Annotated in this window: 12 protein-coding genes; 6 read left to right on the top strand and 6 right to left on the bottom strand. The window is 66.3% G+C overall.

Annotated features, from left to right (window positions below):
• Positions 1–6 precede the first annotated feature (6 nt).
• Positions 7–1,071 (bottom strand): EF-P beta-lysylation protein EpmB, encoded by a 1,065-nt coding sequence (gene epmB / locus THITHI_RS0100375; protein WP_018231081.1) that lies wholly within the window; start codon positions 1,069–1,071, stop codon positions 7–9.
• Positions 1,072–1,165: 94 nt separating this feature from the next.
• Between epmB and efp the strand changes: the two genes are divergently transcribed.
• On the top strand, positions 1,166–1,726 hold the full coding sequence (efp, locus tag THITHI_RS0100370; RefSeq protein WP_018231080.1) for an elongation factor P: 561 nt from the start codon (positions 1,166–1,168) through the stop codon (positions 1,724–1,726).
• A gap of 11 nt (positions 1,727–1,737) precedes the next feature.
• Positions 1,738–2,694: an EF-P lysine aminoacylase EpmA gene (gene epmA, locus THITHI_RS0100365; protein WP_033336883.1), complete on the top strand. Its 957-nt coding sequence runs from the start codon at positions 1,738–1,740 to the stop codon at positions 2,692–2,694.
• A gap of 70 nt (positions 2,695–2,764) precedes the next feature.
• On the opposite strand, the gene asd is transcribed toward epmA, so the two are convergent.
• Both asd and THITHI_RS0100355 read right to left on the bottom strand, forming a co-directional pair.
• Positions 2,765–3,637, bottom strand: a complete 873-nt coding sequence (gene asd / locus THITHI_RS0100360) for an archaetidylserine decarboxylase (protein ID WP_018231078.1) — start codon at positions 3,635–3,637, stop codon at positions 2,765–2,767.
• A 1-nt stretch (position 3,638) separates the two neighbouring features.
• Positions 3,639–4,295: an SCO family protein gene (locus THITHI_RS0100355; protein ID WP_232199362.1), complete on the bottom strand. Its 657-nt coding sequence runs from the start codon at positions 4,293–4,295 to the stop codon at positions 3,639–3,641.
• A gap of 50 nt (positions 4,296–4,345) precedes the next feature.
• On the opposite strand from THITHI_RS0100355, the gene prmB reads away from it, so the two are divergent.
• Positions 4,346–5,260 (top strand): 50S ribosomal protein L3 N(5)-glutamine methyltransferase, encoded by a 915-nt coding sequence (gene prmB, locus THITHI_RS0100350; RefSeq protein WP_026185922.1) that lies wholly within the window; start codon positions 4,346–4,348, stop codon positions 5,258–5,260.
• A gap of 178 nt (positions 5,261–5,438) precedes the next feature.
• Entirely contained in the window at positions 5,439–6,839 is a 1,401-nt protein-coding gene (hemN, locus tag THITHI_RS0100345; RefSeq protein ID WP_018231075.1) for an oxygen-independent coproporphyrinogen III oxidase, read from the top strand.
• A 165-nt stretch (positions 6,840–7,004) separates the two neighbouring features.
• On the opposite strand, the gene THITHI_RS0100340 is transcribed toward hemN, so the two are convergent.
• The 3 genes from THITHI_RS0100340 to THITHI_RS0100330 all read right to left on the bottom strand — a co-directional run bounded on the left by THITHI_RS0100340 (position 7,005) and on the right by THITHI_RS0100330 (position 9,814).
• The gene (locus THITHI_RS0100340; protein WP_018231074.1) at positions 7,005–7,466 is read right to left on the bottom strand and encodes a DUF2721 domain-containing protein; all 462 of its coding nucleotides are present in this window, start codon (positions 7,464–7,466) and stop codon (positions 7,005–7,007) included.
• Between the two features lie 160 nt (positions 7,467–7,626).
• Positions 7,627–8,886, bottom strand: a complete 1,260-nt coding sequence (locus THITHI_RS0100335; RefSeq protein WP_018231073.1) for a TlpA family protein disulfide reductase — start codon at positions 8,884–8,886, stop codon at positions 7,627–7,629.
• Between the two features lie 91 nt (positions 8,887–8,977).
• Entirely contained in the window at positions 8,978–9,814 is an 837-nt protein-coding gene (locus tag THITHI_RS0100330) for an amidohydrolase family protein (RefSeq protein WP_018231072.1), read from the bottom strand.
• 109 nt (positions 9,815–9,923) lie between these two features.
• Here THITHI_RS0100330 and aroC point away from each other — a divergent pair, with 109 nt between their 5' ends.
• The gene (gene aroC, locus THITHI_RS0100325; protein WP_026185919.1) at positions 9,924–11,036 is read left to right on the top strand and encodes a chorismate synthase; all 1,113 of its coding nucleotides are present in this window, start codon (positions 9,924–9,926) and stop codon (positions 11,034–11,036) included.
• Between the two features lie 135 nt (positions 11,037–11,171).
• On the top strand, positions 11,172–12,338 hold the full coding sequence (locus THITHI_RS0100320) for an MFS transporter (RefSeq protein ID WP_018231070.1): 1,167 nt from the start codon (positions 11,172–11,174) through the stop codon (positions 12,336–12,338).
• The last annotated feature ends 316 nt before the right edge of the window (positions 12,339–12,654 follow it).

Genomic DNA, 12,654 nt, shown 5'->3' with positions numbered 1-12,654 from the left:
AGTTCACTATTCTACATCAGCTCTTCGGATGTTCAGTGACGTTATGCGACCGGCGGCGCCATTTCCAGTCACCGGCGTCTTGCTGTCGGCCCCGGGGACTTCACGCACCAGGCGCGGCACCAGATAGCCCGGCGTCATGGCCGAAAGTTTCCGGTGAATCCTCGCGGCACGCTCGTCGGACACCCGAAAATGGGCGGCGCCCCGCACGGGGTCCAGCTGGTGCAGGTAGTAGGGGAGCACACCGGCCTCGAACAACACCCCGCTCAGGTCCACGAGATCTTCCACCCGGTCGTTCACACCGCGCAGCAGTACCGACTGGTTGAGCAGTTGCACACCCGCGTTGCGCAGCCGCGCGAGCGCAGCCCTGACCGGGCCGTGGATCTCCCGGGCATGGTTGGCGTGGATTACCATGGCGGTGGCGAGGCGCCCCGGACGAAGCCAGGCCAGGAGCGGATCGTCGACCCGCTCGGGCAGTACCACCGGCGTGCGGCTGTGCACCCTGAGCCGCCGCACATGGGGGATATCGGCAAGCGCCCGGACCAGGTCGGCCAGTCGCTCATCACTCAGTGACAGAGGATCACCGCCGCTCAGGATCACCTCCGAGATATCGGAGTGCGCGGCGACGTACTCGAGGGCAGGGCGCCATTGCGCCCGGGCGGGGTTGGCATCCGCATAGGGGAAATGACGCCGGAAACAGTACCGGCAGTGCACGGCGCAGGCCCCCGTGGTGACCAGCAGTACACGGCCGGCATACTTGTGCAGCAGTCCGGGCACCTTCATGGCCTCGTGGTCACCTACCGGGTCGTCCGTGAAGCCCGGGGCGTCCCGGCACTCTGCATCCAGGGGCAGTACCTGGCGCAGCAGGGGATCATCCGGATCGCCCGGGCGCATGCGTGCCACGTAGCCTTCGGGGACGCGGAGGCCGAACTGGCGGGCGGCACGGCGGGCGGCGGGCAGCAGGCCGGGGTCCAGGCCCAGGCGCCCGATGAGCACCGCCGGGTCGGTGATGGCCGCGGACTGCAGCCGCTGCCACGGCGCCGCCTGTCGTGATTCCGGCGATCGGGTTATCATGTGCCGCCTTCGGCTTTCAAGTTTCATACGTATCCGGGTCCGGGTCCAACGATCCCGCACGGTTTCCCTGTTCAGACCAAAGAGAAGCAGTCAAATGGCGTACAACACCAGCGAATTCAAGAGCGGCCTGAAGATTCTCATGGACGGTGACCCCTATGTCATTGTCGAGAACGAGTTCGTCAAGCCTGGCAAGGGCCAGGCCTTCAACCGGGTCAAGGTCCGCAACCTCAAGACCGGCCGCGTGCTGGACAAGACCTTCAAATCGGGGGAATCCGTCGAGAGCGCCGACGTGGTGGACACGGAGATGCAGTACCTCTACACCGACGGTGAATTCTGGCATTTCATGGTACCAGATACCTTCGAGCAGCACGCCGCCGGGGAGCCCGCCGTGGCCGATGCCATCAAGTGGCTCAAGGAACAGGACATGTGCACGGTGACACTCTGGAACGGTGTGCCCCTGGCGGTCAGTCCGCCCAACTTCGTGGAACTGACCATCACCCAATGCGATCCGGGCGTGCGCGGAGACACCGCGCAGGGCGGCACCAAGCCCGCCACCCTGGAGACGGGCGCGGTGGTCAAGGTACCCCTGTTCGTGGAGGAGGGGGAGACGATCCGCGTGGATACCCGCACCGGCGAATACGTTTCCCGGGTCTGACCCGGCCCCTCGTGCCCGGGAGCTGGCGTCCCACCGCATCGTCTGCCGTGCTGCGCGCCCGGGCCGACATGCTGGCCGGGGTCCGGGCCTTCTTCGCGGCCCGGCATGTGCTCGAGGTGGAGACGCCCATGCTGTCCCCCGCCGGCGCCACGGATCCGGCGCTGGAAAGCCTCGGGGTCAGCACGTTCACCCCCCCGCGGTTCCTGCACACCTCTCCGGAGTTTCCCATGAAGCGCCTGCTGGCGGCGGGCAGCGGCGATATCTACCAGATCGCCCGGGTGTTTCGCGCCGGCGAGGCGGGCCGTTATCACAACCCGGAATTCACCCTGCTGGAATGGTATCGCACGGGTTTCGATGCCCGCCGGCTCATGGACGAGGTGGAGTCCCTGGTGCGCACACTGGCCGGCGCCACCGACCCCGGCGCCGGCATGCGCCTGAGCTATGCGGAGGCCTTTCGCCGCCATGCGGGCCTTGACCCGATGTGCGCCGATGAGGAGGAACTCGCCGATTGTGCGGCGGATCATGACATCGATCTCACCGGGGTCCTGGACCGCGACGGTTGGCTCGATCTGCTCATGAGCGAGGTGGTGGCACCCGCCTTTCCGGCCGGACGGCTCACCTTTGTGCACGACTACCCGGCTTCTCAGGCGGCCCTGGCCAGGCTGCGCCCCCGCGATCCGACCGTGGCCGAGCGTTTCGAACTGTACTGGGGGAGCCTGGAACTGGCCAACGGATTTCACGAGCTCGTTGACGCTCGGGAACAGGCCCGGCGTTTCGAGCAGGATCTCGCCTCACGCAAGGCCCGGGGTCTGGTGCCCATGCCCGTGGACGTCCGGCTTCTGGCGGCCCTGGAATCGGGCCTGCCCGACTGTTCCGGCGTGGCGCTCGGCGTGGACCGGCTGCTCATGTGCCTGACCGGACGTACGCACATCCGGGAGGTGCTGGCGTTTCCGTGGGAGCGGGCGTAGCGGAAGGATGAATCAAGGGGTCAGAGTTGTTGAAGTTCGCTTCAACAACTCTGACCCCTTGATTCATCCTTCACCCTTCAAACTTCCCAAGCCTTTCCCCCACCTTCACCCTCACCCCCGGTGCCAGATCCTCACGCCAAGCAAAGGGAATGTCGGGCAGCAGCAGGATCACCGTGGAGCCCAGGTTGAAACGGCCCATCTCGGCGCCGCGCTCGAGCCGTAACGCGCGATCCCCGTAGTCCGTGACCGTCAGATCGCCGCGGGGCGGGGTGACCTCGCCGGTCCAGACCAGTTCGATGCTGCCCACGTTGATGGCGCCCACCATGATCGAGGCGAGCGGGCCGCGGTCCGTGTCAAACAGGCAGGCCACGCGCTCGTTGCGGGCGAACAGGTTCGGGATGGTACGCACCGTGTGGGGGGCCACGGAGAACAGGCGCCCGGGGATGTAAACGGTCTCGCGCAACAGCCCGGCGGCGGGCATGTGCACCCGGTGATAGTCCCGGGGCGAGAGATACAGGGTGATGAAGTGCCCGTCCCGGAACGGGGCGGCCCGCCGCCCGTCACCGCCCAGCAGGGTCTCGACACTGTAGTCGTGGCCCTTGGCCTGGATGATGCGGCCGTGGGTGATGCGCCCCAGGGCACTGACAGTGCTGTCCGCGGGGCTCGGCAGGGCGCCGGGATCGGCATCCAGCGGCCGTGCATCGGGCCGCAGGGCGCGGGTGAAGAAGGCGTTGAAGCTGGCATAGGCCTCGGGCCGGGGTTCGGCCGCCTCTCCCATGTCCACGCCGTAACGGCGGATGAACCAGCGCACCAGGGGGTCCTTGAGCCGTGTTTCCATGCGCGCCATGGCATGCACGGCACGGGACACGGTGTGATGGGGCAGGGCATAGAGCGGCAGGGACTTGAGCAGGTCAAGCCACCGGGGCGGTGTGGCGCCCGGCATCTCAGCCCCGTTCGAAACGCTTGCGGATCAGCAGGAAATCCGAGGCCAGGGTGTCCACCTGGTGGGGTGCGCTGAGCACCGCCTGGAGCTGCCCCTGCGGGTTGATCAGCAGAATCGACGCGGAATGGTCCACCAGGTAGTTGTCCGGATCCCGGGGGTCCTCGGCCTTGCGATGCAGAATCCCCAAGGCGCGGGTGAACGGGGTCAGCCGTTCCATGGGCGCGGTGACGCCCATGAAGTCGGCATTGAAGTAGCCCACGTATTCCTTGATCGCCTCGGGTGTATCACGTTCCGGATCCACGGAGACGAACACGACGTTGGGACTGCCGGCCCGCGGCTCCACGCGCTGGATCTCCTCCACGGCGCTGCCCAGCAGGGCCATGGTGAGCGGGCAGATATCGGGACAGTAGGTATAGCCGAAGAACAGGAAGCTCCACCGGTCTTCCAGGGACGCGCGGGTGAACGGCTCGCCCTGCATGTCGATGAGTTCGAAGTCCGGCAGTACGCGCGGTTCCGGGAGCCAGGTGCCGCCGTCCAGCGACAGGGGCCCGGCCCCGCCGGCGTCGCGCTGCGACATGCCCGCGCCGATGCCGATGGCCATGGCCACGGCGCCGGCGAGCAACAACAGCAGGATCTGCAGGGTTCGATTGTGAAGCATCCGGGCCATCGGCGTATTATTCCACATCTTTCACGTCGACGGCACAGACCATGCAGCCATCCCCCTTGCCCCAGGGCCTGGAAACCATTCGCGATTTCATCCGCTGGGGTGCCAGCCGCTTCAACGAGGCAGGCCTCACGTATGCCCACGGCACGGACAACGCCCTGGATGAGGCGGCCTGGCTGGTGCTGCACGCGCTGCACCTGGACCATGATTTGCCCCCCGCATACCTGGATGCCCGCCTGTCCCGGGAGGAGCGTGCCCGGGTGACCGACCTGCTGGTGCAACGGGTCAATACCCGCAAGCCGGCCGCCTACCTGACCCGGGAGGCCTGGTTCGCGGGGCTTTCGTTCTACGTGGACGAGCGGGTGCTGGTGCCCCGTTCCCCCATCGCTGAACTGATCGGGCAGGGGTTTTCGCCCTGGATCGATCCGGTGCGCGTGGGCCGGGTGCTGGATCTGTGCACCGGCAGCGGCTGTATCGGTATTGCCTGCGCCCATGCCTTTCCCGAGGCCCGGGTGGATCTGAGTGATATTTCCCCGGCTGCCCTGGCCGTCGCCCGGGAGAACATCCGTCGCCACGGAATGGAGGACCGGGTCCGTGCCCTGCGCTCCGACCTGTTCGACAGGATCGGGCCGGAACGCTACGACCTGATCGTCAGCAATCCGCCCTATGTGGACGCCGGCGATATGGCCGCGCTGGCGGCGGAGTTTCGTCATGAGCCTTCCCTGGGCCTGGCCTCCGGGGAGGACGGGCTCGAGGCCACCCTGCGTATCCTGCGGGATGCCCCGTCACACCTGGCGCCCGGCGGCATCCTGGTGGTGGAGGTGGGCAACAGCCAGGCGGCCCTCATGGCGCGGTTTCCCGATGCCCCTTTCACCTGGCTCGAGTTCGAGCATGGCGGGGAGGGGGTGTTTGTGGTGGGTGCCGAGGAGCTTTTTGAAAGGATGAAGGCGGAAGGATGAAGGTTGAATGAAAACACTCCACCCGGGTCCTTCGCCATGCGCGGGGTTCCGGGGGTAGACTTGTTGCATCCTTCACAGCGTCCCCTTTAATCCCTAGTATTGATCTCGGTCATCCCTGCCCCTTCCGGGGCGGACTAGAGTTCAAGCATATTCATCAGCGGGTGTTACCGATTCTGCCATGACCACCACGACCCCCATCCCCCAGAACGTGGAATTCGATGCCGACCTGATCCGCCGCTACGACATGGCGGGGCCCCGCTATACCTCCTACCCCACGGCGGTGCAGTTCCATGAGGGCTTTGCGGCCGACGATTACCGGGCGCAGGCGCTGGCAAGCAACGTCTCGGGACGACCCCTGTCCCTGTACGTGCACATCCCGTTCTGCGACACGGTCTGCTACTACTGCGCCTGCAACAAGATCGTCACCAAGGACCGCAGCCGGGCACGGCCCTACCTGGACCGGCTGCTGCGCGAGATGGAGATGCAGGCGTCGCTGTTCAATGCCGACCGCCCCGTGGACCAGCTGCACCTGGGCGGTGGTACGCCCACGTTCATCGCCCACGACGAGATGGCGGAGCTGATGACCGGAATCGCCACGCATTTCGGCGGGTTGCAGGAGGATGCGGGGGAATACGGCATCGAGATCGATCCCCGGGAGGTGGGGAACGACACGCTGTCCCTGTTGCGGCGCCTCGGGTTCAATCGCCTGAGCCTGGGTGTGCAGGACTTCGATCCGCGGGTGCAGCAGGCGGTGAATCGTATCCAGCCGGCCGCGCAGACCCTTGCGGTGCTGCAGGAGGCCCGGCAGGTGGGGTTCCGGTCCATCAACGTGGACCTGATCTACGGTCTGCCGCTGCAGACCCGGGCCAGCTTCGCCGCGACCGTGGAGCGCATCATCGAGGCCGCGCCCGACCGGATATCCGTGTTCAACTATGCGCATCTGCCGGAGCGCTTCAAGCCCCAGCGTCGCATCAACGAGCAGGACCTGCCCGAGCCGGCGGAGCGCCTCGCCATCCTCCAGCAGACCATTGCCCAGCTCATCGAGGCCGGTTACCTGTACATCGGCATGGATCACTTTGCCCGCCCCGACGATGAATTGGCCATGGCCCAGCGCGAGGGCACGCTGTATCGCAATTTCCAGGGCTACTCCACCCACGCGGATTGCGACGTGATCGGGCTGGGCGTGACCAGCATCGGCATGGTGCAGGACTGCTACGCGCAGAACCGCCACGATCTGGACAGTTACTACGGACGCATCGATGCGGGTGAACTGGCGGTATTCCGGGGCGTGCGCCTGGATGCGGACGACCGGTTGCGCCGCGATGTGATCACCGCGCTCATCTGCCATTTCCGCCTGGACTTCGCCGCCGTGGAGGCACGGCACAGCGTGGTGTTCGCCGATTACTTTGCCGGAGAACTGAAGGCGCTTCAGCCCATGCAGGCCGATGGCCTCCTGAACGTGGACGCGGACGGCATCACGGTAACACCCAGGGGCCGCCTCCTGATCCGCAACATCTGCATGGTGTTCGACCGCTACATCCGCGAGGCGGCGGTGGTGCGGCACTCGAAGGTCATTTGAGGAAACACGGAGATCGAAATTCGAAGTTCAAGGTTCAAGGTTCAAGGTTCAAGGTTCAAGGTTCAAAGTTCAAAGTTCAAAGTTCAAAGTTCAAAGTTCAAAGGATATTACGGTGCTGACCCGTTGAACTTTGAACCTTGAACTTTGAACTTTGAATTGCCCCCCTTACTCCTCCTTCTTCCCCCGCAGCAGCGCCAGGTTGCGTACCGCCAGAAACACCTCCCGCAGGAAGGCGATCAGTGCGCCGATCAGTGAGAGCATGGCGCCGACGAACAGGGCGCCCACGATCTCGGGCATGTCCAGGGCCAGGAAGTGATCCAGGAAGGCGAACACGATGAGCAGGCATACCAGCAGGCCCGACAGGGTGGCCAGCGCGATGCCCGTGTACGCGAGACGCGCGCGTTTGCGAAGCGTGTCCAGTTCACGGTAGGCGGCGGCGCGGGTAGCGTGGTCGCCCAGGGTCTGTATTCCGGATTCCAGGTGGCGGCTCCGGTCCACCACCCGGGCCAGCCGGCTGGCGAAGGCGTTGATGAAAGCGCCGATGCCCGCCAGCAGGAATACCGGAGCCACCGCGAGCTGAATCACCTGGGAGATGTCGGTGGGCCCGGATTCCATGAACAGGGGCATGGCGGCGATCCCGCGCAGTGAGGGGGTGTCGGCACATGTTAGCGGGTGGGCGTCCACAAATGAATGCCGAGCCGGCATTCACGAGCGCGAATCGCAATGGACGCGAAGGTCCGCGCCATGGAGATGTTTCCCGCATCCAGTGCAGTCCGGCGCCTGATCCTCAATCCCGTTCCTGCATGAGTCTCTCGAACACCGCGATCACTTCCGGGTCCATCCACTCGATGGCCCCGAACAGGGCGTAGCGGATTTCGCCGCCGCGGCCGATCACGTAACTGGTGGGATAGGCCAGCACGTTCCAGTCGCGCAGCGCCCGGCCGGCAGGATCCATGAGAATGGTGAAGTCCACGTTGATGCGCTCCAGGAACGCATGCACTGTCTCCTCGTCCTCACCGAGGTTCACCGCCAGGATGCGGAAGGGCCGTCCCTCCAGGCTGTCTTCCAGGCGCTGCATGGAGGGCATCTCATGCACACAGGGCGGGCACCAGCTGGCCCAGAAGTTGATGAGCACCACCTCGCCGCGGAACTCGTCCAGGTTGCGTATTTCGCCCCCCAGATCCGGCAGGACCAGCGGTGGGGCCTCTGGGTTGCCCCGGTAAGGCTCCAGGCGCCGCTCCTGCCGGGTGGGCGTGGCGGTGCGTGCCTCCCCCGCGAGTGCCGCGGCGGTGCGCCGGGATTCCAGGCCGTCCAGCATGCGCATGGCGGCGACCAGTTCCCCGGCGAGCTGCGGCTTGAAGGCCTCCTCCGCCTCCAGGGTGTTGCCACGGAAGAAGAACCGGTCCCGAAGCCGGGGCAGGGTGCGCACGTAGACGTGGCTGCCGCCTTCGCCCAGTTGGTCCGCCACAGGCTTGAGCAGCGGGTACTGCGGGGAGAGCAGGGGCTGGATGAGGTAGACAGGCAGGTTGGTGGCCCGGGCGATGGGCTGGAACTCCGGCGGTCGGTCATCCTCGGGGATGCCGATGTGCAGATAGGGGCTCATGAGGATCACCCCGCCCAGGCCCTCGCGCGCCGGCCCCTGCAGCTGCCATTCCCGAAGGCTGGCGAGCACCCAGGGCGCCGCCCGGTCGTTGCCGAATACATACAGCTGCTTGTCCGTGTCGGCGCGGGCGGTGTCGATGAGGCGACCGACCAGGTCCTCGGGAATGGCGTCAAGGCTGCTGGGCGTATTGGGCAGGAACCAGGCCGAGAACGGATCCGGCAGCCAGACCTCCACGTCCTGTTCGGCCAGGTATCGGGCCTGCTGGTGATGTCCGGGCAGCACACCGTGTTCCGAGGGCAGCCAGATGAGCAGGCGATCGCCGCCGGCCTCGTAGCGGTGAACGGGCACGTCGGTGCCGTCGTCCATGGTGAGCGGATGCTCGGCGGCGCCCAGGGGAGCGGCCAGCCACAGGCAGGCGAGCAGGGTCAGTCCCGTTTTCTTCATGTCCGGTCGTGTCGTGTGGAGGGTTGGAGGCCGTCGGCAGGCACCAGCAGGGTATGACGCCCAAAACGGCGCAAAATTCCCGCGGCGTGATTCAGGGCCCCGTGTCCGTCATCAGCAGCCGCTGGGCATTGCGCCACGCCAGGGCCTCCGCCAGCTCGGGGGGAAGCTGCCGAAGCCAGGCCCTGGTTTCGTCCACCAGTGCGTCGAACCGGCGCCAGCGGTTCACGCTGAAGGTATCCATCCCCACCATGAACCGGTCCGGGTGGCGTGCGAACAGGGCCGCCCATTCCGGGTCGAGCCGGCCATCGGGTGCAATGCGCTCGTTGCGCATGGACAGGTCCACGTAGAGATTGTCATAGCGATCCAGGTACAGGCCCAGGAAGAATGGCACGGGCACGGTGCCGGCATGGGCCCAGTGGATGGTCACCCCCGGCGCATGGTCGAACAGGCGCTCCACCACGCCGTGGTCCCCGTGCAGCAGCAGGATCAGCCCCCGGGACTCGGCCAGGCGCGCCATGTCGCGGATCACCGGGCTGTCGGCGTGTTCCGAGAACAGGTGAAACTCGCCGATGCCCCGCCAGTGGCCCCATTGCAGCAGGTCCTCGATCCAGGGGATCAGGTCCGGGTCCGAGTGGTAGGTATACCGGTCGTCCCGGCTGCGATAGGGCATGAGGTAGGGAATGATGCGGTCAGGGGCCGCCTCGTACAGGCGTTGGGTGGCCTCGTTGGGGCGGCTTGAGAACACCGCCCTGCGCACGTGGTTTCGGTCCAGCCTGGCGATGATCTCCTCGGGCGTGAACGCCGCCGCGGCACCGTCGGAATCCGGGCCGTTGTAGTGCAGGTGCGCATCGAAGATGGGCAGGTCTTCACCCGCGGCGGCGAGTATGGGCAGGAGGCACAGGATGAGCAGGGCGGTCGCGGTTCTCATGGCATGACAGGCTACCGGCTTGGCGGGCCCGGGGGAACCGGCGGCCGGGTCGTCCGGAAGCGCATACCTGCCGCGCCCAGCCACGGCGGGACCTGCTACAATGCGCGCCATGTCCGGCAATACCACAGGCAAGCTGTTCACCGTCACCAGCTTCGGCGAGAGCCACGGCCCCGCCATCGGCTGTATCGTCGACGGCTGCCCCCCGGGAATGGCCCTGTGCGAGGCGGATCTGCAGCCCGATCTTGAACGCCGACGCCCGGGGAAGTCGCGCCACACCACCCAGCGCCGGGAAACCGACCAGGTGCGCATCCTCTCCGGGGTGTTTGAAGGGGTGACCACCGGTACGCCCATCGCGCTGATCATCGACAACGTGGATCAGCGCTCCAAGGATTACGGCAAGATCGCCGACCGGTTCCGCCCCGGGCACGCGGACTACACCTACTTCAAAAAGTACGGCCTGCGGGACTATCGCGGCGGCGGGCGCAGTTCGGCGCGCGAGACCGCCATGCGCGTGGCCGCTGGCGCCATCGCCAAAAAGTATCTGCGCGAGCGCTACGGCGTGGAGATCCGCGGTTATCTGGCACAGCTTGGCCCCATCGTCATCGAGCGCCTGGACTGGGACGCGGTGGAGACCAATGCCTTCTTCTGTCCGGACGCGGACAAGGTGGCGGAGTTGGAGGCCTACATGGACGCACTGCGCAAGGAGGGCAACTCCGTGGGAGCCCGCATCAACGTGGTGGCCACCGGCGTCCCGCCCGGCTGGGGCGAACCGATCTTCAATCGACTGGACGCGGACATCGCCCACGCCATGATGGCCATCAACGCGGTCAAGGGCGTGGAGATCGGTGACGGATTCGCCAGCGTCGCGCAGAAGGGCACCGAGCACCGGGACGAGATCACCCCGGAAGGGTTCCTGTCCAATCATGCGGGCGGCACCCTGGGCGGCATCTCCAGCGGCCAGGACATCCGCGTATCCATCGCCCTGAAGCCCACGTCCAGCATCCGCCTGCCGGGGCGCACGGTGGACATCAGGGGTGAACCGGCGGAAGTGGTGACCACCGGCCGTCACGATCCCTGCGTGGGCATCCGCGCCACCCCCATCGCCGAGGCCGCGCTGGCCACGGTGCTCATGGACCACGCGCTGCGCCACCGGGCCCAGTGCGGAGATGTGAGTACGGAGATGCCGGATGTTCCGGCGCACCCCGCGGGCGGTGAGACGTAAGGAGCGAGGCGTTAAGGGCAGAATGGATACGGCGCCGCACTGATCCCGTTCCGCGTCTCCCCCTTCACACCTCTCGCCCTTCACCTTCGCGCATACCTTCGCGTCCCTGGCGGTTCGCTTTTCAAAGATACAAGAATGTCCACCACTCCCTACTGGAAACTCTCCGGTTTCTATTTCTTCTACTTCGCGAGCATCGGCGCGTTCGTGCCGTACTGGGGTCTGTACCTGCGGGGTGAGGGCTTCACGCCGGGGCAGATCGGTGAACTCATGGCCATCATCATGGCCACCAAGATCATCGCGCCCAACGTGTGGGGGTGGCTGGCGGACCGGACCGGACAGCGCACGCGCATCATCCGGCTCGCGGCGCTGCTGGCCCTGGTGACGTTCTCCGGGGTCACGCTTTACACGGGCTACTGGTGGATCGCGGCCGTCATGGCCCTGTTCAGCTTCTTCTGGAACGCGGCGCTGCCCCAGTTCGAGGCGCTCACCATGAACCGCCTGGGCGGACGGACACATCGTTATGCCCATATCCGGCTGTGGGGTTCCATCGGCTTCATCGCCTCGGTGGCATTGCTGGGGCCGCTGTTCGAGCGGGTCGACGTGGGAATCCTGCCATGGATCGTGCTGGTCATGCTGGGCGCGCTCTGGGCGAGCACCCTGACCGTCTCCGACGACCCCCTGGTCACCCACGCCCGCGATGCTTCATCGTCCCTGTTGGCCACGCTTCGCCGCCCCGAGGTGCTGGCCCTGCTGGTGGCCTGCTTCATGATGCAGGCCAGCCACGGCCCCTACTACGCGTTCTTCACCATCTACCTGGAGGACAACGGCTACTCCCGCACCATGGCAGGCCAGCTCTGGGCACTGGGCGTGCTGGCGGAAGTGGCGGTCTTCGTGATGATGCACCGCTGGCTGCCGTACTTCGGCGCATGGCGCCTGCTGCTGGTGGCGATCGGGGTGACCGCGGTGCGCTGGTGGCTGCTGGCGAGCCTGCCGCAGGTCCTTCCGGTCATGCTGCTCACACAGGTCATGCACGCGGCCAGCTACGGGCTCTATCATGCCGCCGCCATCTCCCTGATCCACGAGTACTTCCCGGGCCGTCTGCAGGGCCGCGGGCAGGCCCTGTATTCGTCCCTGAGCTTCGGGCTCGGCGGGGCGATGGGCAGCCTCGCCAGCGGATACGTGTGGGGCGGTGTCGGCCCGGCCTGGGTCTATTTCATGGCCTCCGGTCTGGCCACGGCGGGCCTGGCAGCCGCCTGGTTCGGCATGCGGGCCGCCCGGGGAGGCGTTGCAGTGGACCGCTGATCGATACCCGCACCGATGCGGGCGCCGGTTGGGCAGAGGTTGCATGCATCGCGTTCCCCGGCCTATATTGTCGTGAAGCAGTCAGTGCTGTTTTCATGCCGCCCACGGCAGGGTGGTAGCCCGACAGGTCAGGGAGGACCTCATGAAGCCACTGGACGGTGTTTCGCGCGGCGCTGCGTTTCTTCTCTTCCTCGTGTTGACAGTGTCGGTCCTCTCCGGGCCGGCCTTCGCATTCCCCCCCAGTTCGGAACCCTGCATCGAAAACGGTGGCACGGCGTTGTGCTCGGCACCCGTCATCGGGGCGCGGGGATACGAT

The organism is Thioalkalivibrio thiocyanodenitrificans ARhD 1 (genome assembly GCF_000378965.1).
GTDB classification, from domain to species: Bacteria; Pseudomonadota; Gammaproteobacteria; order Ectothiorhodospirales; family Ectothiorhodospiraceae; genus Thioalkalivibrio_A; species Thioalkalivibrio_A thiocyanodenitrificans.
Note: the sequence above shows the minus strand (reverse complement) of the source record. Positions and strands in the feature narration are given on the sequence as shown.

Excerpts from the sequence above, each read along its gene's own strand:
- THITHI_RS0100355 (WP_232199362.1), bottom strand. The coding sequence starts at position 4,295 with ATGCTTCACAATCGAACCCTGCAGATCCTGCTGTTGTTGCTCGCCGGC.
- efp (WP_018231080.1), top strand. The coding sequence starts at position 1,166 with ATGGCGTACAACACCAGCGAATTCAAGAGCGGCCTGAAGATTCTCATG.
- THITHI_RS0100330 (WP_018231072.1), bottom strand. The coding sequence starts at position 9,814 with ATGAGAACCGCGACCGCCCTGCTCATCCTGTGCCTCCTGCCCATACTC.
- asd (WP_018231078.1), bottom strand. The coding sequence starts at position 3,637 with ATGCCGGGCGCCACACCGCCCCGGTGGCTTGACCTGCTCAAGTCCCTG.
- prmB (WP_026185922.1), top strand. The coding sequence starts at position 4,346 with ATGCAGCCATCCCCCTTGCCCCAGGGCCTGGAAACCATTCGCGATTTC.
- hemN (WP_018231075.1), top strand. The coding sequence starts at position 5,439 with ATGACCACCACGACCCCCATCCCCCAGAACGTGGAATTCGATGCCGAC.
- THITHI_RS0100320 (WP_018231070.1), top strand. The coding sequence starts at position 11,172 with ATGTCCACCACTCCCTACTGGAAACTCTCCGGTTTCTATTTCTTCTAC.
- THITHI_RS0100335 (WP_018231073.1), bottom strand. The coding sequence starts at position 8,886 with ATGAAGAAAACGGGACTGACCCTGCTCGCCTGCCTGTGGCTGGCCGCT.
- THITHI_RS0100340 (WP_018231074.1), bottom strand. The coding sequence starts at position 7,466 with ATGCCCCTGTTCATGGAATCCGGGCCCACCGACATCTCCCAGGTGATT.
- epmB (WP_018231081.1), bottom strand. The coding sequence starts at position 1,071 with ATGATAACCCGATCGCCGGAATCACGACAGGCGGCGCCGTGGCAGCGG.
- aroC (WP_026185919.1), top strand. The coding sequence starts at position 9,924 with ATGTCCGGCAATACCACAGGCAAGCTGTTCACCGTCACCAGCTTCGGC.